This window comes from Streptosporangium sp. NPDC001559 (assembly GCF_042893955.1).
Taxonomy (GTDB): domain Bacteria; phylum Actinomycetota; class Actinomycetes; order Streptosporangiales; family Streptosporangiaceae; genus Streptosporangium.
This window is the reverse complement of sequence record NZ_JBIAVG010000013.1, coordinates 150,738-171,918: the sequence shown is the minus strand read 5'-3', so window position 1 is coordinate 171,918 and position 21,181 is coordinate 150,738. Positions and strand designations below refer to the sequence as shown.

Below are 21,181 nucleotides of genomic sequence, written 5' to 3'. Positions count from 1 at the left end.
GAGCTGCGAGGACTCTCCGCGCGCCCTGCGCTACGGCCCTGACCGCTCCTTCGGCGCGGGCCTCCACCACCTACCAAGCCGCCCCACCTTCCCCGTCCCCCATAGCTGCCGACTACGGGACTGCCGAGGGAGCCCTGTCAAGGGTGGCCTTGCGTGTACCTCAGCCCCCGCCTTTCCACGTGAGCCGGTTGCCCTACGGTCACGGCCACCCTTGATAGGGCGACCGAGCCCCGTACAATCGGGCGGCGGGGGGCTCCCACCTGCACGCGCGTTAGCGAACAGGTAAAACAGAGAGAGCCCCCGCCATAAGCGAGGACTCCCGGGTCTGGCAGCTAGCTAGGTAGAACAGCTTCTCACCTGCGGGGCTCGGGGTCAGTTCCTCCAAGGAAATGCGCAACAAGGAGGCGGCGCCCCTCGTCCGAAACCGTCTCCTCGGACGGGTCGAACAGGCCGCCTAGGTCGGCTTCGGCGACGATCAAAAGATCCCGTTCGGATACGCCGATCTCGTCGGCAACTGAGCGCAAGCTGTGTCGCATGCTTGAACCTTACGCACTCAGAGCGGCTGTCAGGTCGGCTGCAAGATCGGGCTTGGACTGACGCGCCTCCTCGATCAACATGTGCACATCGGCGTTGATGCGGGCAGAGCGCACCCCTGCAGTTCCTTCGACCGCCCGAAGCGCCCTTGTCTCCCCTTGGGGATCTCCGGCTCGGAGGTCAAGGATGGCGAGCCGAACGAGACACCGTAGGCCCGTGCGCGTGCGGCCAGCATCTAGGCGGGTCAACGCTGCGGTTAGGCGGTCGCGTGCCCTGACAGGTTCGTTGAGCGCGTAAAGAGCGAGCCCTAGAGCACTGTCATGGTGACCTTTAGACAGGGTGATCTGACGCGCCCACTCCGGGCCGTAAGCGGGGGTGTTGAGTGTTGCGGCTTCTTCCGACTGCGCGACATGCCGTAGCCCTGCTAGGCGATCTCCAGCAGCGGCACAGTGCCTAGCAGCTACAGCATGCAAGTTCGCTCGCTCTGCGGAACTCATCCGATCGTCTCCTAGCGCCAACCGAAGAACCTCCACCCCCTCTTTCGCTCGCCCCGTATCCGCTAGGACTGTAGATAGGTCAAGCATGGTGTGGGCGCGCAAGTCTCTATCAGGTCCCTTAGCGGCGTGGTCTAGGGCAACCGTGAGGAGTGAGATAGCCCGCGCGGGGGCTCCTGCGTCATACGTGGCCCATCCAAGGCGATCGGCCAGAAGTCCTACGGCGGAATGGAGGCGATCTCTAGTGCTCCGCGTCATCCTGCGGTCAAGGAACCCCATCCCCGTTGTCAGTACTCCGCGCGCCATAGCTGCGGCGACTTCGCCGTGCCGGGCAAGGTCCATGCTCATATAGAGAGCTGTCGCGCTTTCAATCGCCTCTACTTCGCTGACCCCCACGTGATCCGGGAGAGTAACTGAGGGGTCAGCCAACAGACGGCCCAACGGCTCTAGGGTGGCGGCTCCTAGGGATGCTGCCGCGATGGTGCTGAGTAGGTCTCTACGCCTCACGTCATCGACGGTACCCGGGGCGACCTCATCGCCCGCTGTTGCCGCAACAGTGACGCCAAGGACCCTTTCGTAGGCAGCGACGAGAGCGGGCGTGACTTCTCTCTCCCCACGCTCGACGCGGCTTATATGCCCTCTTGAGACCTTTGCTTGTCTGGCTATGACATCCAGGCTCACCTTCCGGGCTCTCCTTAGCTCCCGAAGATCCTGCCCCGTCGTCACATCGACCCCTTCCCGCCTGACAAGCCGAAGTTGCAAAGGTTGCCGCAACTTTATTGCGGCAACACCGCAACATCGCTTCGACGACGACCGAACCCGATGCTAATGGCTGGATCACTCGGAGGGGCCTAGTTGCCCTACCCCGGTTCCATGAAGGACAAAGCCCACAAACAAGACATAAAGGAAATGGGACCCGCCCCAGTGGCAACCGCGACGGGTCCCGACCGCACACGTGTAGTGGAGGTGCGATCAGTGGGTCACTGTACGCAAAGACTGTCAGGACAGGGAACAGGACGGGGCACAGACGCTCAGCATCAATACATCCATCTGGTGCGGCTGGCTTGGGACCTGCGGATGCTGGGCCTGACGGTTGCTATCGAACTCACGCCCCAGCGAGAACCGTACTTAGTGATACGGAGAGCCCGGGGACCACTTCGGGTGACTGCGACCAAGCGGCAGAACGGGGCATGGGTGTTCGCCTGGGGTCGGGGCCGTACGTGCTCGGCGCTGGCTTTGGACAGTGAGACTGTCTACCGAATTCGGCAGGTCGCCCGGTGAACACAACAGAGTTCATAGGAACGCTTGTGTTGCCGGGAGTAAAGGAATCGGTGGGGCTTGCTCGGCAGTATGCGACATCACGTCTCATGCATGCGGGCTATACGCAAACAGATGATGCGATTCTGCTGCTGAGTGAGGTGGTAACGAATGCCGTGATGCATACGGCCTCTGGCCAGCCGGGGGGCGCTATCAATATCACAATCAGGGTGCTCGCCAGAACGACGCTTTACGTCGAAGTGATCGACGATGGATCTAGCAGCGTGCCAACGCCACAGATGCCGGATGAAATGGTTGCGGGTGGTCGCGGCCTACAGCTAGTCGAATTGCTCACCGATCGCTGGGGCGTACGGCAAACGAAGAAAAATCGTACCGCCGTATGGATGGAAATATCCATGCCCTCAAAGCCCGATGAGGAAAAATGATCGACCCGTTGATTGAGTGGCGTAAAGCCTCAGTCGCTACCAATATGGAATACGGATACTGGGGCGGCCTTAGATGCTTCACAATCACTGCCGAACTAGACTCTCACTGTAAGCGCATATGGCATTTAGATCCCCACCTTCCCTCCGCAAAAGGGGACCGGATTCGGCATACGTACACCTCCTACAAAAAAGCGAAGAGTGACGCCGATATCGCCTTGAGGTACCACATTGAGGCGGTCCTCTCCGCCGTACAGGAAGATGCAAATAGAGGGACACCAGAAGAGAATGAGAACCCTGCAAAACCCTGAGATGCGGGGCCGAGTGCTGGCCCTAATAGAGACGGGGGCGCCACTGACAGAAGTTGCACGCCAAGTAAACGTCTCCCCGGGAATGATACTTCATGAGCGCATCGGCGATTCATCTTTTGATGCGCTCGTAGTTGAAGCCTCAAAAGGTCGGCTACGCCCAGTGAAGGGCGTAGAGTGCCCTGGTCCGCGCTGCGGGACGCCGAAAGGATATTTTAAGTACATCTGCCGAAAAGCGCAGTGTGCTGCGACCATCCGGAAGCCTTCCCCTCTGGATGATCTCGAAATTCGACAGCGTATTATCGCTGCAATACTCAGAGAGAATGATTGCTCTCGTGACGGCCTGACCCTGATCACCGAGCGGGAAGGGCTTCCAAGTCTCCGACTTTTATGGAAGCGAGGAACGTGGGATCACGATTGGCGAAGTCTGCTTGATGAGACACTAGCTCAGGTCCGAGATCCAACCGTTTCTCACGGCACCAGGAATGGTTACCAGGGATCGCATTGCCGGTGTGGCGATTGTCGCGCCTTCAAGTCGGGACGTAAGGCCATATAAAAAGGAATGGAACGAAAGCTAGAATCCGCACATCTGCGTAAGCAGGTGCTATATCTACTGAAGCTCGGATACTCAATGAGGGGAGCATGTAAAGAATTAGGGTTTACTTCGATCTTGCTGTATACAGAGCGGCAGCGGAATCCGCATTTTGGACGAGAGGTTGCTAATGCATATTGCTGGGGAAAGGGGAAAGTTAAACCTGTTGTAAGCCCCGTTGAGTGCCCGGGGAACCTATGCAGAACACGCCAAGGGTATAGTTTGGGGTGTCGTGAAGGGCCATGTAAGGCGGCCGTCCGTCCTCCTTCTCGTCTAGACAGCCCCGCTCGTCGTGTCCGGATTCTCGCCGCCATTCTAGAAAAGCGCGCATCTACTAGAGAACAGCTTTTCCCAATCGTTTTTGGAGAGGGAATTACCCATGTGCAGCTATGGAAGCGAGAAAGGTGGGATGAGACATGGAGCTTAGCTCTTACAGACGTGCTAGAAATGACAAGGAATCCTCGCATTGAACATGGGAGTAACAATGCATATAAAACCTATGGGTGCTGTTGCAAAGAATGCCGCTCCGTAAACCTTAAATGGAGGACGCCCGAATGAGAAATGTTCCCCGTTTCCTGCCGACAGCCTGAGCCCTGGCGGTACGGGCCTTTGCCGGTGAGGAGTGGTGGGGCCGGTCGCATGACCGAAGGTCATCCCGAAGGGACGCCCGTTAAGGGCAGTGCGGGCCGGCGCCACCACGGGCCGAAAGTGTGTTCGAATAGGTCGTGGTCCTGACAGTGTTTGTTGAGCCCCGTCGTCTGGGTGATGGCGGGGCTGTCGCATGTCTGGGGTTGGGTGGGGCGGCGGGGCGTTCCCGGTGCGGCGGGTAGGTGAGTGGCGGCGCGTTCTCGGGTCGGTGGGCGGCGTGGTCCGCCTGTCCGTGACGGGGCGGCGCGGCCTGGGACCGGCCGCAAGGCCGCATGCCCGGGGCCGATGTCGGTCCGGCGCGGGCGGGCGTGCCGCGCCGGGTGGCGGCGCGGAGCGCTGCCGCCCCTTGATACCTATAAGGCTAATTCGGCAACTTACCCGGCGACTTGGGGCACGGTGACGCGGAGGGGGCGCACTGGTCTTGGAAACGGAAAAAGTGATGCGAGCCGGTTGGGGTCGTACTGCGGCCTTGGCGCTCGGCCTGAAGCGAATCGTCTGATGGCTCGGATTCTTTCGGCAATGTGGCGCATCGTGCCGGGGGCGGCTGAGAGCAGGTCGGAGGGCTCCTGCGGCGTGCTGGATGCCGTATTTACGGGTGTCTGTAATAGGCGTTAATGACGGCCCGCGTGGAACCCGATATATGGTCTGTTCGTTATCTATGTACGGTAAATCGGTAATGGGGTGAGGGGAGGAGTCATGGGCGCCTGACTTGCGGGTCGGGCTGTAGTGGGCAGGCGTGAGGCGCATCGGGAAGAACGCGCCGAAGGCACCGATTCGCCAGGGTGGGCGGGCGGGCCGAAGACCAGGGAGGGCACGGCGGGGTCGCTTGGTGATCTTGGGCAGGGGAACCGTAGCGAAACGATACAGAGCGGACACCGGGCGTTACGCGCCCGTGAGGTTGTTGGGGACTGTCAGGGGACGCGGGTAGTCAGCCGGTCATCGTCGGGCTATCGCCTGACGGATGATGATCACGAGTGGGTCAGACAGACAGCGGCGGAGTTGGGGCCGCTGACTGACGAAGACCGCGATTACCTCGCGCTGGTCTTCAAGAACCATCGTCGGTGAGGTTCAGAGCATGACTACGGCCCCGGGCATTCGCCCGGGGCCGTAGTCGTTTCCAGGTCAGGCGCCTTGCGTCTCCCGTTGACGCCTGGCGATGGTGACCCGTTCACGGATGGGGACTCGCTTTCCCCGCCCGATGGGCTGGATGGTCACCGCTAGCATGCGACGGCAGATCTCCCGCTGTTCACCGAGGGTGAGATCGTCCCATGCGGCGTCGATGTCTTCCGCTCCGATCAGCTTCGCGGCGGGGTGGACGTCCTCAAGCGCCTGATCAAGCTTGGCCTTCGTCGACGCCATCTTCTTGCGGCGTTTGGCGGTCATGTCGAGCATCTGTGCCCGGCTGATGAGGTCCGCTTCACGGTCGGCGCTGATCTCCTGTAGCCGTGCCTCATGGACCGCCATTTCCGCGCGTAGGGCGGGGATGTCGGCTCCTGCGGTGGGGCGGCCGATGATGTCGGCAGGGTCGGAGATGCGGATCAGCTCTTTGATCGTTGCGGTGATCAGCGCGTCAATCGCAGGGCGGGGACACGTGATGTGCCCGTTGCCGGGTCCTAGACACCGATAGGTCTCCTCCACGTCGATACGGATGATCTCGCCGGTCTCGGGGTCCTTACGCCTCCACTTCTTGTTCTGCGGGGTCACCGTTTCCCCACACGGACACCGGTAGATGCCTGATCCAAGCGAGTTCGGCGTGTTGCCTGCCTGGCTGGCGCGGCGGTCGGGGTCGGTCCACATGTTCACCAATCGCCAATGGTCCTCCGGAGTAACGATCGGCTCGCCGGGCAATGTGCCGACAACGTCCTCAGGCGTGTAGTGCGGGAGCCTGGGGGCGTCGTCGGCTTCCTGATCTCCCCTTTCCTGCCCGTCATAGTCTTCGTCGTGGGGAAGGTTCAGGGGGGCATCTGGCCGATGCACGCTGAGCCCTGCGTTACAGGGGCGTAGCAACATGTCCCGCACTCCTTGCGGGGTCCACTGCTTGCCGGTGGAAGTGAGCAGACCTTCCCGCTTCATGTCGCGGGTGATCTCCTTGACGGACACGCCGGTAAGCCCAATGGCGTGGTAACGGGCGATGGCGTCTGCTTCCTGCGGGCGGTGGGTGATCCCGTCTGGCTCGAACCCAAAGCGGCGTCGGCCCCCGCCGAACCTGCCCTCTTGAGCCTGCTCCTTGCGGGCGCGCGAGACTCGGCGCACGGTGTCACGGGATGCCTGGTTCGCGATGGCACAGTGAATCCGGGCAGAGGTGATGTCGCTGTCAGTGGCCAGTCTCAAACTGCCGGTGAATGAATCGGCGATGATGCGCGGGCGCGACCCCTCCACTACATCAATCAAGTCTTCCAAGTCCCGGGGGTCACGAACCGTGCGGTCAAGGTGGTAGGTCGTGAAACGGCGATACCTGGCCTCGTTAAGCAACTTGAGAGCAAACCGGAACTTCGGACGTACGGTTCTGAGCTGAGTTTCTCCGTTGGCAAGCTTGATCTTGCGGCGTTTGAACGCTGAGGTGTCGTTCTCTACAAGGATCATGCCGACTTTCGCACCGCGACGGGCGGTCAGGGTGCACGTGTCCTCGATCTGGCGGGCTACGCCGTTGACCTCCTCTTCTTCGGCGTCGGAGATCCGGACCAAGATCAAGGTGTTACCCGCTGTGGGATCGTCGGCGGTCCACATGTCGCCTGCGGCATTCCATTGTCCGGCTACGCCATCAATAGACATGGCGGCGCCGTTGAGCATCGCTTCTTTGATGACCGTGATGCGTGCGTGCTGCTCACTCTTGGCTTTGGTAAGGGTCTTAGCCTCGACTGCCATCGGTATTTCCCCTTTCCTTCCGCTTTGCTCTACCTCTCCATTCTATGAAAAAGAAGTGCGATAAATCATGGTTGGGCAAATCCACACTGCTCAACCTCGCGGGCGGTCTCGACATCCCGACCTCGGGCGAGGTGGCCGTCGAGGGCGCGTCGCTGACGGGCATGCGGGCCGCGGACCTCGCCGGGCTCCGCCGCCGCCACGTCGGCTACGTCTTCCAGGACCTGAACCTGATCCCCTCGCTGACCGCGGTGGAGAACGTCATGCTCCCGCGTGAGCTGGACGGAGTCAGGGCGGCCCAGGCCCGGCAGGAGGCGGGGGAGGTGCTGGCCGAGGTCGGCCTCGCCGACGTCGCCGACCGCTTCCCCGACGAGATCTCCGGCGGCCAGCGCCAGCGGGTCGCCATCGCCCGCGCGCTGGCCGGCCAACGGAGGCTGATCCTGGCCGACGAACCGACCGGCGCCCTCGACACCCCGACCGGCGACGAGGTCCTCCAGCTCCTGCGCACCCGCTGCGACGCGGGAGCGGCGGTCCTCCTCGTCACCCACGAGCCCCGCTACGCCGCCTGGGCCGACCGGGTGGTCTTCCTGCGCGACGGGGAGATCGCCGACATGACCTCCGCCCCCATGGAGAGCGCCCGATGAGCGCCCTGATCGCCGCGCTGCGGATCTCCCGCAGGGACATCCGGCGCGCCAAGGCGCGCAGCGCGCTCATCGTGGTCATGATCGGCCTCCCGGTCCTGGCCGTCACCGCCGTCCTCACCTTCTTCGCCACCCGTGACGTGACGCTTGAGGAACAGGTGCCCATGCTCCTGGGCACGGCCGACGCCAGGTTGGTCGACACGAGGGAGGGCAGGCCGGTCCGGCAGACCGTTCTCGGTGAGAGCTGGGAACCGCGCAGTGACCGGCGGGCCGAGCCGAGGTCCCGGGTACAGCTCCAGGCCCTGCTCGGCCAGGGGGCACGGGTCGTCCCGCTCCGTGCGACCTACGACGATTACTCGCTGGACGGCAGGTACACCTCAGCCAACATCGTCGAGCTGGACCTGGGGGATCCGATGACGAAGGGCATGTTCCCCCTGATCCAGGGACGCTACCCGCTGGGCGCCGACGAGGTCGTGGCCACCGCCTCCAGGAAGATCCCCCTTGGGGCGACGATCCGCTACACCCACCACGGCACGGAGAAACACGTGGTGGGCACGGTGGCCGAGCAGCGGACCGAGTACGAAGGAGCGCTCATCGGACCGCCCGGCTCACTGTTCTCCGCCGGAGATCCCAACACGAATGACGTCTGGCTGGCCGACCTTCCCGCCCCGCTCACCTGGACGGGGACGCTCCGCCTCAACCAGGCCGGGATCGTCGCGACGTCACCCGCGGTGCTCGCCGATCCGCCCTCGGCGGGGAACGGCCGGGAACAGGCCCTCGTCGACCATCCGGGGATGACGCCGACCGTCTCGGGGATGGTCACGGCCGCCGCGGGGATAGCGCTGGCCGTGATCGAGGTCGTCCTGCTCGCGGGCCCCGCCTTCGCCGTCGGCATCCGCCGCCGCCGCAGGGAACTCGCGCTCCTGTCCGCCCAGGGCGCCTCCGCGGGGCATCTCAAGCTGGTCGTGCTGGCCGACGGGCTGACCCTGGGGCTGGTCGCCACAGTGCTCGGTTCGATCCTCGGGGTCGGTGTCGCCAGGGTGGCGGCGGCCGTCATGGGGATCTGGCCCGCCGGCGAGCTGGGGCCGTTCGAGGTGCCCGTCGGACAGGTCGTGCCGGTCGCCGTGCTCGGCCTGGTCAGCGGGGTAGTGGCGGCCGTGGTGCCGGCCGTGCAGGCGGCCAGGACGGACGCGGCCACGGTGCTCGCGGGCAGGCGTCCCACGACGCGTGACCGGGCGGGCCGCCCGCTGGCGGGGCTGGTCCTGCTCGTGGCGGGGACCGCGGCGATGCTCTACGGGATGACGGCCGCCGGAGCGTCGATCTATCTCGGTGGGGTGCTGGGACTGCTCGGCCTGGTCATGGTGACGCCCTGGCTGGTCAGGTGGATCGGCGGGCTGGCCGGAGGGCTCCCGCTGCCCCTGCGGCTGGCCGTCAGGGACGCCTCAAGGAACCGGGGCCGTACGGCTCCGGCCATCGTGGCGGTGCTGGCCGCCGCCGCGGCGTTCAGCACGGTCGCCGTCGGTGTCACCAGCAGCGCCGCGACGGCGGCACAGCAGTACTGGACCGGTTACCTCCCGGGCGCGACGGCGATCTACGGGGACGGGGTCTCCGGGGAGGCCTGGAAACGGATCAGGACACTTGTCACCGAGGCCTTCCCGGGGGCGACGCCGCTTGAGACGTACCGGGCGCTCGACGGCGAGGGCGGGGCACTGGAGTTCGACGCGGAGCGGCACCCCTGCCGGAACTGCTCCCTCCGCTCGGGGCCGTTGCGTTCCCTGCCCGTCGGTGGCCCCGACCTGCTGCGGTTCCTGCTGGGCCGTACCGACCGGGCGGCGGAGGCCGCACTGGCCGAGGGCAAGGCGGTGGTCTTCGATCCGGACATGGTCAGGAATGGTGAGATCCGGCTGAACGTCACGAGCTTCGGGCCGGGAGACGAGGACTCCACGGTCGTCATGCCCGCGGTCGGGGTCGCCTTCCAGGGGCCCGCCCCCGTGCTCGGGGTGGCGCCCGCGGCGGCGGTGACCAGGGCGGGCTACGTCCCCGGCCTCGGCGGGCTGATCGTCCGCCCGGGCGACGGCCGTCCTGATCCGGAGCGGGGGCGACGGCTCTGGAAGTCGGTACGCGCGATCACCACCGATGTCGGGGTCATGCAGCCGGGGAGGTTCGGGCCGGAAGGGATCGATTCCCCTCTGTGGATCATGGGGGCGCTGGCCGCGCTCGTGGTGCTCGGCGGTACGTTCGCCGCCTCGGGCCTCGCCGCCGCGGACGCCCGGCCCGACCTGGACACGCTCTCGGCGGTCGGGGCAAGACCCCGCACCCGCAGGGCGGTCGCGGCGGGGCAGGCGGTGGTCGTCGCGGGCCTCGGGGTGCCCCTCGGCCTGCTGGTCGGCCTGCTGCCCGGGTTCGCCATGGCGAGCCAGACGGGTCTGCGGTTGGGCAACTACCGGCAGGTCGGGTTCAACGGGGTCGCCTACCCGAAGCTTGGGATGGTCCTCAGTGCCCCGTGGCTCACCCTCGTCGCCGTCGGCGTCGGGTTGCCGCTGCTGGCGGCCCTGATCGCCCTGGCCTTCGCGAGGACCAAGGTCACGGCGACCCGGCGGCTGGGCTAGGTTTTCGGCGGCCCGTTCGGGACGGGCCGCCGAACGTCGTCAGTCGGTGGTGCCCGCGCAGACCACGTGGGCGCCGATCTCGATCATTCGCTGCTCGCTGCGCGCGTCGGCGACCCTGGCCATCAGGATCGGCGCCTCGCTGGCCGCCAGCTGCGGCAGCCGGGCGCGCACCCCGCGGTGGATGTCCCTGACCACGTCCTCGGCCGCCGACATGTGCACCTTGACGTGCAGCATGATCCCGGGGGCCCCAGAGGAGGTCTTGGCCTCGGAGATCCACACGTGGTGCACGAGCGGATAGTCGGCGAGCACGTAGGAGATCGCGAAGCGCAGCGCGGGCAGGATCGGGTGTGTGCAGCGCCCGTAGCCGGGATCGACCATCTGCATCGGCCCCGACAGGTGGGGACGCGGCGCGGGGATCCACGGCTGGGCGACGGGCGCGGGCGGCACGGGGGCCGGGCCGGTGCGCTGGCCCATCACGGGGGCCGCCATGGGAGCCCCGTTAGGGGTCCCGGTGGAGGCCACCGGAGTCGCCGGAGCCACGGGGACGACCGGAGGCACGGAGGCACGCGAGACCGTGGCCATCGCTCCGGTCGCGTAGGCCGTCGGGGCCGCGCTCGACAGCGCGGGCGTCGGGCCGGTGCGGGTGGAGAGCAGGTGGCGCTGGAGATCCTCGATCGGTACGGCCGCCGCCGCCGGGCCGGCGGCGTCGATCACGATCTCACGCACGCCGGTGGCACGTTGGATGTCGAGGATGGTGTCGGCGTCACACGCCGACAGGGCGTGGTTGCCGCGGTGGCGCGCGTAGGTGCTCTGCGAGGTGTAGCCGAGCAGGACCCGTTCGCCGGTCTGGGTCGTGCCGAGCACGACGGAGCGATCAGGGCGCACGGCCACGAGGAGCCCGTATTCGGCCAGCGCCGTCAGCAGCCGGTGTGGGCTGCCGTGTTGCGAGAGTACGTCGCCGAGAGCGGGGTTCCCGATGCTCATACACGGAACCTTAGGTAGAGAACCACGGCTTATCAGGGTAATCGCGAAGTTTTATCTAGATCAAGACCAAGATGAATTTTGTAGGCATAGAAGGTGTACGAAGTGGGTAACCGTCTCGGATCGCGGGACACTCGTGAACGCGTTCACAAGCCTCGATAGACTACGTGAGGTCCGTCCGCAGCCTCCACGTCTCCAAAGGATCCAGCCCGTGAACAAGCCCGTCGTACTGGTCGCAGAGGAACTCTCCGAGGCAGGTCTCGCCGTCCTGGGAGCCGACTTCGAGGTCCGCCACACCGACGGCGCCGACCGCGCCAAGTTCCTGCCCGCCCTCGCCGACGTGGACGCGCTCATCGTGCGCAGCGCCACCCAGGTGGACGCGGAGGCGATCGCCGCCGCGCCCAAGCTCCGCGTCGTCGCCCGCGCGGGCGTCGGACTCGACAACGTCGACGTTGAGGCCGCGACCAAGGCAGGCGTCATGGTCGTCAACGCGCCCACCTCCAACATCACCAGCGCCGCCGAGCACACCGTCGCGCTGATCCTCGCCTCGGCCCGCAACGTCGCCCAGGCCCACGCCGCGCTCAAGGGCGGCGAGTGGAAGCGCTCGAAGTACACCGGCGTCGAGCTGGACGAGAAGGTCGTCGGCATCCTCGGCCTCGGCAAGATCGGCCAGCTGGTCGCCCAGCGCCTGCAGCCGTTCGGCGTCGAGCTGATCGCCTACGACCCCTACCTGCAGCCCGCCCGCGCCGCGCAGATGGGCGTCAGGCTGGCCTCCCTCGAAGAGGTCCTGCGCGAGTCCGACTTCATCACCGTGCACCTGCCCAAGTCCAAGGAGACCATCGGGCTCATCGGTGACCGCGAGCTGCACCAGGTCAAGCCGTCGGTTCGCCTGATCAACGTCGCGCGCGGCGGCATCATCGACGAGGGCGCCCTCTACTCCGCGATCAAGGAAGGCCGCGTCGCGGGCGCGGGCATCGACGTGTTCCCCAAGGAGCCCGTCACCGACAGCCCGCTGTTCGAGCTGGACCAGGTCGTCGTCACCCCGCACCTGGGCGCCTCGACCCACGAGGCCCAGGAGAAGGCCGGCACCCAGGTCGCGCGCAGCGTGAAGCTGGCCCTGGCCGGCGAGTTCGTGCCGGACGCCGTCAACGTCCAGGGCGGCGCCGTCGCCGAGGACGTCAAGCCGGGCCTGCCCCTGGCGGAGAAGCTCGGCCGCGTCTTCACGGCTCTCGCCGGTGAGGTCGCCACCAGGCTCGACGTCGAGGTGCGCGGCGAGATCGCCTCCCAGGACGTCCGCGTTCTGGAGCTGGCCGCCCTCAAGGGCGTCTTCACCGACGTGATCGAGGACTCCGTCACCTACGTGAACGCCCCGCTCCTGGCCAAGGACCGCGGCGTCACCGTCGAGCTGGTGACCAGCGCGGAGAGCCCCGACTGGCGCAACGTGGTGACCGTCCGCGGCGTCCTGGCCGACGGCCGCGCCGTCTCGGTCTCCGGCACGCTCTCCGGCCCGCGGCAGGTCACGAAGATCGTCGAGGTCAACGGCTACCAGATGGAGATCGAGCCGACCGACCACCTGTCGTTCTTCACCTACGACGACCGCCCCGGCGTCGTCGGCGTCGTCGGCCGAATCCTCGGCGACCACGGCATCAACATCGCCTCCATGCAGGTCGCCAGGGACGCCAAGGGCGGCAAGGCCCTCATCGCGCTGACCGTCGACTCCGCCATCCCGGCCGAGGTGCTCGACCAGATCGGCGGCGAGATCGGCGCCGACAGCGGCCGCTCGGTCGACCTGGCCGACTGATCCCGGAGCACGGCTCCCACGGCCGCCGCCCCCGTTCGCGGGGCGGCGGCCGTCTGTTTTTCCGACTGAGCGTCGTCTCAATATATGAGAAGGCTGCACGAAGGGTGAGACAGATTTCAGGAGGCCGGTTATTATGGCTGGTAATGCGCCAGGTTCTCGTACTTATTACCTGCCGCGGCGAGGCCTGACACAGGGGCGGGCCGGCAACTCGCCGCGGTGTGATGGCGTTCGTCGGCCCCGGCTTCCCGCCGATCCGTGATCCGGATCCGCGATCCGATGAGGACCCGTGACCAGGGTCCAGGCTCCCCTTCCTCCTTCAGTCAGCTCCGTGCGAACGAGACGAGAAGCGTCATGTACGACATGTATCCCTGGAACCGTCCCGAGGACAACGAGAACGAGGCCGCCCAGGCCCTGCAGACCGCGCTGGACCGCCGCGACAACGGCGGAGTGCCCCCGCACTCCTCCTGAGCCGAGTCCTCCCGAGGCCCTCCGAGTCCACGGACGGTGCGGCGCCCGGGACCGGGAGAGGCGCGGGTCAGCGGGCGACGGCCGTACCGGCCTGGGTCGACTGCCTGATCGCCGTGTCCAGCTCCGCCTGCTCGTCGGCGAGCTCGACCCCCTTGGGGTCCGGCCGTACGGCTCCTGCGAAGCTGGCGCGGCGCCAGGCCCGCAGCTTCTCCACCTTGACCACGTCGCCGCTGCGCGGGGCGTGGACCATGTAACCGGGCTTGGTGATCATGCCGACGTGACCGAGGTTGTGGAAGAAGACCAGGTCGCCGGGCTTGAGGTTCTTCCAGGAGATCTTCCTGGCGAACGCGGAGTACTGCTGGGTCGTCGTGCGGGGCAGCCGGATGCCCGCGGCGCCGTACGCGCGGAGCATCAGGCCCGAGCAGTCGAAGCCGCCCCTGCCCGTGCCGCCCCAGACGTACGGCGTGCCGCGCTTGGACATCGCCCAGTTCAGCGCCTTCTTCCAGGCCGGGACCTTCCGCCCGGTCCCGGAGAAGCCGGCCGGGGCGGGTTCGACGGTGGGGGCGGTGAGCGGGGTCCGGGAGTTCTCCGCGGTGGGGGCCGGGTGCGCGAGGGCGAACCCGGCGGCGGCGAGCGCGAGGAGAGGAGTGGGGGAGGAGGTGGTGAGGGAGGAGTCCGCCAGTGCGACGGCGGGCGTCGCGAGGATGGTCGAGCCGGTGACGATCAGGGTCAGGACACGGGGGTAGGTCTTGCCGTTCAGGACCGTTCCTTCCATAGGGCCGGCCGGGTGAGCTGTCGGGCTCGGGCGTGGAGGTCGCCCTACGGCGCGTGGTGGCGCCGACTCGCCCCGAGGGGCCTCGTGGAAAACGCCGGGAACGTGCTCCGCCAGACGGAGTGCGGCTCGGACGCCTCGTGGACCCCGGAAGTGGTTCCCCGGCTCCGCGCGGACCGAAAGAGGGGGATGGCCTGCGCGAATTAGGCGACGATGCGAATGGCCAGGACCTTAACGAAACGGTCAAAAGATCGCAAACAGGACAAACTTTTCGGGGCTTTCCCGAGAGGGAAGTGTCCGAGGGGTGAGATCGATGGTTCGATTGTCGAGACAGAGCAGATAGGGTGCCCGGTATGGATTCGCGCAATGTTCGTCTGGCCGTCATCCCTGGAGACGGGATCGGGGTCGAGGTCGTCACCGAGGGCCTGAAGGTCCTCGAAGCCGTCGGAACGAAGGTGGAGACCACCACCTACGACCTGGGTGCCGGCCGGTACCACAGAACCGGTGAGATCCTGCCCGAGGCGGTCCTCGACGAACTGCGCGGTTACGACGCGATCCTGCTCGGCGCGGTCGGCGACCCCAGTGTGCCGCCGGGCATCCTGGAGCGCGACCTGCTGCTCAAGCTCCGCTTCGAGCTCGACCACTACGTCAACCTGCGTCCGGTCAAGCTCTTCCCCGGCGTCGCGACCCCGCTGGGCGGCTCCCGCCCCGAGGACATCGACATGGTCGTCATCCGCGAGGGCACCGAGGGCCTCTACGCGGGCGCCGGTGGTGTGCTGCGCCGTGGCACGCCGTACGAGATCGCCACGCAGGAGTCGCTGAACACCGCCTACGGTGTCGAGCGCGTCGTCCGCTACGCCTTCGAGAAGGCGCTCAGCAGGCCGCGCAAGAAGCTGTCGCTGATCCACAAGACCAACGTCCTCACCTTCGCCGGCGACCTGTGGTCCCGCACCGTCGACCGGGTCAGCCTTGAGTACCCCGACGTCGCCACCGACTACTACCACGTCGACGCGGCCTCGATGTTCTTCGTCACCCAGCCGGAGCGGTTCGACGTGATCGTCACCGACAACCTCTTCGGCGACATCATCACCGACCTCGGCGCCGCCGTCGCCGGTGGCATCGGCCTCGCGGCCAGCGGGAACGTCAACCCCGACCGCACCGCGCCCAGCATGTTCGAGCCGGTCCACGGCAGCGCCCCCGACATCGCGGGCCAGGGCAAGGCCGACCCGACCGCCACGATCCTGTCGGTCGCCATGCTCCTGGACCACCTCGGCCTGACCGAGGAGGCGGCCAAGGTCGAGCAGGCCGTGGCCGAGGACCTGGTCGAGCGCCAGACCGGGTGGGCGAGCCGTACCACCCACGAGATCGGCGACGACATCACCGCCCGAGTAGCCGGCTGACAAGCCGCCCGCACGACCCCAGACGCGCCCGGTGGCTCAGCAGAGCCACCGGGCGCGTCTTTTTTTGTTCGTCTCACCGAGCAGGCTGCCGGATTTTGGCATATATGCAGTAGTTTTCCGGTGCCTGCTCCGTTCCAGAATGGACCGTAGGTGTACTCCGCCACGAAGAGAAGGACCGCCGCCATGACCACCGCTCAGAAGCTGACCTTCGACGTGCAGCTCTCCGACCACGCTCGTTCCACAGCCGAGCGCGAGCAGGTACTGGCGAATCCCGGATTCGGTCAGACCTTCACCGACCACATGATCTCCATCGACTACACCGAGGGAGAGGGCTGGCACGACGCGCGGCTCACGCCGTACGGCCCGCTCAGCCTCGACCCGGCGACCTCGGTCTTCCACTACGCCCAGGAACTTTTCGAGGGGCTGAAGGCCTACCGGCAGGAGAACGGCTCGATCGCCTGCTTCAGGCCGTACGCCAACGCCGCCCGCTTCAACCAGTCGGCGCTGCGCATGGCCATGCCGGAACTGCCGCGGGAGGCGTTCGTCGAGTCGATCGAACTGCTCGTGCAGACCGACCGCGAATGGGTGCCGACCACCCAGGGCCACAGCCTCTACCTGCGCCCCTTCATGATCGCCACCCAGCCCGCGCTCGGCGTCAACTACCCCTCGCGGACCTACCGCTACATGGTGATCGCCTCTCCCGCGGCGGCCTACTTCGGCGCGGCCAAGGCCGTCTCGGTCTGGCTGTCCACCGAGTACACCCGCGCGGCCCCCGGTGGCACCGGCTTCGCCAAGTGCGGCGGCAACTACGCCGCGGCCTTCGTCGCGCAGCGCCAGGCCGTCGAGCAGGGCTGCGACCAGGTCGTCTGGCTCGACGCCAACGAGCACCGCTACGTCGAGGAGATGGGCGGGATGAACCTGTTCTTCGTCTACGGCGACCGGCTCCTCACCCCCGCCCTGACCGGCACCCTCCTGCCCGGCATCACCCGCGACTCGATCCTCACCCTGGCCGCCGAGCTCGGCCTGACCGCCGAGGAGGGCCGCCTGTCGATCGAGGAGTGGCAGGCGGGCTGCGAGTCCGGCGACCTCACCGAGGTCTTCGCCTGCGGCACCGCCGCCGTGGTGAGCCCGGTCGGCTCGGTCAAGGGCGCCGACCGCGCCTGGACCATCGGTGACGGCGCCCAGGGCCCGGTCACCGCCAAGGTCCGCGAGGCCCTGGTCGGCATCCAGTACGGCTCCCGCCCCGACACCCACGACTGGGTGCACAAGATCTGCTGATCTCACGGACCCGAGGCCGTCGGCGACCGGGAGCGTCAGCGACGCCACCCGGTCACCGGCGGCCTGAACTCATGAGCTCCCCCGACCGCGCCGCGAGCGCGCCGTCGGGCCGCGCGGCGTGCGCGAGTGGGCGCCGCCCCACGGCCGCCTCCGGGGAAGCCGCCTCGGGGCAGTCGTTCTCGCTGGTCAGAGCGGTCTCCGCGAACGATTTCCGGGCCCGCAGGCGGGACGGGCGTTCCAGATCCTGAGATCAATGTGTCAAGTGGTGGTTGGGTGTGGCAGACTCCAAGACACCATGTTCTACGGTCTGCTCATTATCGGCAGGCGCGCTGGCTGAAAAAGGACACCGCCAGCGCGCAGACCTCTCACGTCCGTGAGGGGTTTTTTTGTTTCTCAGAGCCGAGAGAGCGCGCGGCGAATCACATCGAAACCCCGCGAAGGAGACTGATATGGCCGACGACCGCTTCCACGTGTACGACACGACACTCCGTGACGGTGCCCAGCAGGAGGGCCTCAACCTCACGGTCGTGGACAAGCTGGCCATCGCCCGCCACCTGGACAGCCTGGGCGTCGGCTTCATCGAAGGCGGTTGGCCGGGCGCCAACCCCAAGGACACAGAGTTCTTCAGACGGGCTCGAACAGAGCTCGATCTGAAGCACGCGCAGCTAGCCGCGTTCGGCGCGACCCGCCGAGCAGGCGTCAAGGCCGCCGACGACCCGTTGGTCGCCGCGCTGCGCGAATCCGGCGCGCCGGTCGTGACCCTTGTCGCCAAGAGTCACGACCGGCACGTGGAGCTGGCCCTTCGCACGACTCTCCAGGAGAACCTCGCGATGATCCGCGACACGGTTTCTCACCTTCGTGCGGAGGGCCAGCGGGTCTTCCTCGACGCCGAGCACTTCTTCGACGGCTACAAGTCCAACCCAGCCTACGCGCTCGAAGTCCTGCGCACCGCCGCCGAGGCGGGGGTCTCGGTCATCGCCCTGTGCGACACCAACGGCGGCATGCTCCCCGACGAACTCGCCGAGGTCGTCGCCGCCGCCGTCGAGACCACGGCCAGGATCGGCATCCACTGCCACGACGACACCGGCTGCGCGGTGGCCAACACCCTGGCCGCGGTGAAGGCGGGCGCCACCCACGTACAGGGCTGCGCCAACGGCTACGGGGAGCGCTCGGGCAACGCCAACCTGTTCACCGTGGTCGCCAACCTTCAGCTCAAGCGGGGCTTCGACCTCGTCCCGAAGGAGGCGCTGGCCGACATGACCCGTATCGCGCACGCCATCACCGAGGTCACCAACGTCACCCCGAACTCCCACGCCCCCTACGTGGGCGTCTCCGCCTTCGCTCACAAGGCCGGGCTGCACGCCAGCGCCATCAAGGTCGACCCCAACCTCTACCAGCACATCGACCCCTCCCAGGTCGGCAACGACATGCGCATGCTCGTCTCCGACATGGCGGGCCGCGCCTCCGTCGAGCTCAAGGGGCGCGAACTCGGCTACGACCTGTCGCAGGACACCTCGCGTGTCCTCGTCGAACGGGTCAAGGAGCTTGAGTCGAGGGGCTACACCTTCGAGGCGGCCGACGCCTCCTTCGAACTGCTGCTGCGCGACACCGTCGCCGGTGACCGCAGGCGGCGCCACTTCGAGGTCGAGTCGTGGCGGGTGATCGTCGAGCGGACCCGCGACGGCGAACTGGTCAGCGAGGCCACGGTCAAGCTGCACGCCAAGGGCGAGCGGATCGTCTCGACCGGTGAGGGAAACGGCCCGGTCAACGCCCTGGACAAGGCCGTACGGCTCGGCCTGGAGAAGCTCTACCCCGAGCTCGCGGCCGTCGAGCTGATCGACTTCAAGGTGCGCATCCTTGAGGGCACCCACGGCACGGACGCCGTGACCAGGGTCCTCATCACGTCGAGCGACGAGACCGGTGAGTGGGCGACCGTCGGCGTCGACGAGAACATCATCGAGGCCTCCTGGCAGGCCCTTGAGCAGGCGGTCACCTACGGCCTGCTCAGGGCGGGCCACATCGCCGACTGACCTCACCGCGAGGGGTACGGCCTGGGCCGTACCCATCGCGGGGCGGGCGGAGAACGAGGTCAGGACAGGTTGGCGCCCGAGACCTTGAAGCTGACCTGGCCCTCGGAGGTCTGCAACCGCACCCTGCCGCCCGAGCAGGAGACCTCGGGGGAGGCGGTTCCCGGCACCACGACGGTGAGTAACGCGCCCTCCGTGACGGGGGACAGGACCGCGGGAGCGGCCTGCTTGTTCAGATAGGTGGGAGAGACCCAGCCCTGGAAGGGGTTCTGCTGCCCGGAGACCACCCGCTGCCCGCCGACCGGCTTGCAGGAGGGCATGGACAGCTGGACCAGCGTCGCCTTCCAGCCGGACTTGTCCTTGACCACGATCCGGCCGCCGCCGTTGGAGACCAGGGACAGCTCGCGGGCGAAGTGCCAGACGTTGCTCACCCTGGAGCCCCGGGGAACGGTGTCCAGCACCGCCATCACGTCATCGCCGTGGTTGACCAGCACCGACCGGGTCCTCGGCACGCCGTAGGCCCTGTCGGTCAGCCGGTAACTCTGCCTGTCCTGCCCGACCGAGGACTTGCTCAGGGCGCTGGCCGTCTTGGGACGGAACCGGGCGCCGACCACGGCGGGGGTGTTGTGCGCCTCAGGCGACATCGTCCAGCGCCGGTAGGGGGTCTTCTCGTAGGAGTCGAAGCCCACGTCGACCAGGACGTCACGGCCCTGCGCGTAGTAGGTCACCCCCAGGTGGTCCTCATGGCCGTGGAACCTCAGGGCCGGGCCGAACCGGATGGAGTAGAACGCCGACTCGGGCTTGCCCCAGGCGGTGCGCCCGTAGACATAGCCGTTGCCGAAGACCCGGACCGTCTTCTTGGGGTGGTCGTAGCCCGAGGGCTGCACGTCGGCGCCACCGTCGCCGATCGGGACCATGAACCCGTTCGGCTGCGTCGAGTGGGAGATGAAGTCCTCAAGAGACTCCCACCGGGAGCGGATCTCGCCGGGAACCTTCCTGCCGCACTCCTCGATGCGCTCCATCGCGAGCTTGAGCCGGTCGTAGACGTAGATCGCGTACCGCGGGGCCTGCTCACGCAGCACCCCCTGGGAGTCGATGTCGAGCTTGACGGTCGTGGTCAGCCGCCTGAGCGCCAGGTTCGACCACGCCGTGTTCTTGAAGCGGCAGCCGATGCCGAACAGCGCGATGTCCTGGTCCATCCCATGGTTGTGCCCCTTCTCGTACAGGGCCGGGTTGGAGAGCATCTTGGCGTGCTCGGCCAGGCTCTTCGACAGCCAGGACTCGTTGACGTGCCTGCTGAGGCACGTCAGGGCCGGGGCACGCAGCGCGATCGGGTGCTCCTGCCAGGCGTACGGGCTGGCCTTCGGCCCCCCGCCTCTGGGGTTGTCCGCCACCCAGTCCTTGGCGATCTCGGTGGCCCGGGCCAGATAGGCCTTCTCACCGGTCGTCTCGTAGTCGGCGACCAGGCGGCCCATCCAGCGCAGCGAGTGGAAGACCATGCTCCAGGACCGGTTGCGGTACGGGTCGGCACGCCAGTTGACGTCCTTGCCCACCTTCACCGGCGGCAGCCCGACGAACTCGACCTTGCCCGCCATGATGTCCGCCGAGGTCGGCGTCGCCGGCAGCCAGTCTCCCTGGCACTCGGCCGTCCGCTTGACCGTTTCGGCGGCCTGCGCCGTACCGTTCGTCACGCCGCAGGTCAGGGCCAGGACGAACGAGACGGCCAGCGCTGTGTTCCTTCGCGTCGCCCGGCGGCGTCGCGGGGTCCGGGCGCCTTCGAGCCGGAGCTTTTCCTCAGCTCTCCGTCGTCGTGCTCCCGCGTTCCTCAGTCCAAGCACCGACGGCGCCCAAACCAAAACCCTCACCCCTAACCGACGGTGCTCGAACCAGAACTCTCAACCCCGGCGATGAGGGGGCCAAGGTCGGCTCCTCAGTCCAAGCACGGACGGCGCCCAGGCCACGCCGTTCAACCAGAGAAGGGGGCGCTGGACGGCTCTGTCCGTGGGGGTGTCCAGGTCGGGTCAGTTTAGCGGTGAGTCATCGGGGAAAAGCGGGCCCTCTGGTTT

Annotated in this window: 13 protein-coding genes and 1 riboswitch; of the genes, 7 read left to right on the top strand and 6 right to left on the bottom strand. The window is 66.9% G+C overall.

What is annotated here, in order from left to right; translation table 11 throughout:
- Positions 1-353 precede the first annotated feature (353 nt).
- Positions 354-536, bottom strand: coding sequence for a hypothetical protein (locus tag ACFYY8_RS27785; protein ID WP_390045821.1), 183 nt, complete (start codon positions 534-536; stop codon positions 354-356).
- A gap of 9 nt (positions 537-545) precedes the next feature.
- Positions 546-1,754: a helix-turn-helix domain-containing protein gene (locus ACFYY8_RS27780; protein WP_390045819.1), complete on the bottom strand. Its 1,209-nt coding sequence runs from the start codon at positions 1,752-1,754 to the stop codon at positions 546-548.
- Positions 1,755-2,305: 551 nt separating this feature from the next.
- Between ACFYY8_RS27780 and ACFYY8_RS27775 the strand changes: the two genes are divergently transcribed.
- Positions 2,306-2,731: an ATP-binding protein gene (locus ACFYY8_RS27775; RefSeq protein ID WP_390045817.1), complete on the top strand. Its 426-nt coding sequence runs from the start codon at positions 2,306-2,308 to the stop codon at positions 2,729-2,731.
- 2,667 nt (positions 2,732-5,398) lie between these two features.
- Here the strand turns inward: ACFYY8_RS27775 and ACFYY8_RS27770 are convergent.
- On the bottom strand, positions 5,399-7,141 hold the full coding sequence (locus ACFYY8_RS27770; RefSeq protein ID WP_390045815.1) for a recombinase family protein: 1,743 nt from the start codon (positions 7,139-7,141) through the stop codon (positions 5,399-5,401).
- Positions 7,142-7,212: 71 nt separating this feature from the next.
- On the opposite strand from ACFYY8_RS27770, the gene ACFYY8_RS27765 reads away from it, so the two are divergent.
- Both ACFYY8_RS27765 and ACFYY8_RS27760 read left to right on the top strand, forming a co-directional pair.
- Positions 7,213-7,782, top strand: coding sequence for an ABC transporter ATP-binding protein (locus ACFYY8_RS27765; protein ID WP_390045813.1), 570 nt, complete (start codon positions 7,213-7,215; stop codon positions 7,780-7,782).
- The gene (locus ACFYY8_RS27760; RefSeq protein WP_390045810.1) at positions 7,779-10,388 is read left to right on the top strand and encodes an FtsX-like permease family protein; all 2,610 of its coding nucleotides are present in this window, start codon (positions 7,779-7,781) and stop codon (positions 10,386-10,388) included. Before ACFYY8_RS27765 ends, ACFYY8_RS27760 begins: the two co-directional genes overlap by 4 nt.
- 39 nt (positions 10,389-10,427) lie before the next feature.
- Here the strand turns inward: ACFYY8_RS27760 and ACFYY8_RS27755 are convergent, their stop codons facing one another.
- Positions 10,428-11,372, bottom strand: a complete 945-nt coding sequence (locus ACFYY8_RS27755) for a hypothetical protein (protein WP_390045808.1) — start codon at positions 11,370-11,372, stop codon at positions 10,428-10,430.
- A 208-nt stretch (positions 11,373-11,580) separates the two neighbouring features.
- On the opposite strand from ACFYY8_RS27755, the gene serA reads away from it, so the two are divergent.
- Positions 11,581-13,170 (top strand): phosphoglycerate dehydrogenase, encoded by a 1,590-nt coding sequence (gene serA, locus ACFYY8_RS27750; protein WP_390045806.1) that lies wholly within the window; start codon positions 11,581-11,583, stop codon positions 13,168-13,170.
- A gap of 535 nt (positions 13,171-13,705) precedes the next feature.
- On the opposite strand, the gene ACFYY8_RS27745 is transcribed toward serA, so the two are convergent.
- Positions 13,706-14,413, bottom strand: coding sequence for a C40 family peptidase (locus ACFYY8_RS27745; RefSeq protein WP_390045803.1), 708 nt, complete (start codon positions 14,411-14,413; stop codon positions 13,706-13,708).
- Positions 14,401-14,615: riboswitch (cyclic di-AMP (ydaO/yuaA leader) on the bottom strand. (Overlaps the previous gene by 13 nt.)
- Positions 14,616-14,763: 148 nt before the next feature.
- On the opposite strand from ACFYY8_RS27745, the gene ACFYY8_RS27740 reads away from it, so the two are divergent.
- From ACFYY8_RS27740 to cimA, 3 genes are all read left to right on the top strand, one after another.
- A complete protein-coding gene (locus ACFYY8_RS27740) occupies positions 14,764-15,810 on the top strand; it encodes a 3-isopropylmalate dehydrogenase (protein WP_390045800.1) in 1,047 nt (348 codons plus the stop codon).
- 183 nt (positions 15,811-15,993) lie between these two features.
- Positions 15,994-17,088, top strand: coding sequence for a branched-chain amino acid aminotransferase (locus ACFYY8_RS27735; protein ID WP_390045798.1), 1,095 nt, complete (start codon positions 15,994-15,996; stop codon positions 17,086-17,088).
- A gap of 449 nt (positions 17,089-17,537) precedes the next feature.
- On the top strand, positions 17,538-19,118 hold the full coding sequence (gene cimA / locus ACFYY8_RS27730) for a citramalate synthase (RefSeq protein WP_390045796.1): 1,581 nt from the start codon (positions 17,538-17,540) through the stop codon (positions 19,116-19,118).
- A gap of 59 nt (positions 19,119-19,177) precedes the next feature.
- On the opposite strand, the gene ACFYY8_RS27725 is transcribed toward cimA, so the two are convergent.
- Positions 19,178-20,806 (bottom strand): heparinase II/III family protein, encoded by a 1,629-nt coding sequence (locus ACFYY8_RS27725; protein WP_390045793.1) that lies wholly within the window; start codon positions 20,804-20,806, stop codon positions 19,178-19,180.
- Between the last annotated feature and the right edge of the window lie 375 nt (positions 20,807-21,181).

Coding starts and splice junctions, on each gene's coding strand:
- ACFYY8_RS27735 (WP_390045798.1), top strand. CDS start 15,994: ATGACCACCGCTCAGAAGCTGACCTTCGACGTGCAGCTCTCCGACCAC.
- ACFYY8_RS27760 (WP_390045810.1), top strand. CDS start 7,779: ATGAGCGCCCTGATCGCCGCGCTGCGGATCTCCCGCAGGGACATCCGG.
- ACFYY8_RS27745 (WP_390045803.1), bottom strand. CDS start 14,413: ATGGAAGGAACGGTCCTGAACGGCAAGACCTACCCCCGTGTCCTGACC.
- cimA (WP_390045796.1), top strand. CDS start 17,538: ATGGCCGACGACCGCTTCCACGTGTACGACACGACACTCCGTGACGGT.
- ACFYY8_RS27740 (WP_390045800.1), top strand. CDS start 14,764: ATGGATTCGCGCAATGTTCGTCTGGCCGTCATCCCTGGAGACGGGATC.
- ACFYY8_RS27785 (WP_390045821.1), bottom strand. CDS start 536: ATGCGACACAGCTTGCGCTCAGTTGCCGACGAGATCGGCGTATCCGAA.
- ACFYY8_RS27755 (WP_390045808.1), bottom strand. CDS start 11,372: ATGAGCATCGGGAACCCCGCTCTCGGCGACGTACTCTCGCAACACGGC.
- ACFYY8_RS27770 (WP_390045815.1), bottom strand. CDS start 7,141: ATGGCAGTCGAGGCTAAGACCCTTACCAAAGCCAAGAGTGAGCAGCAC.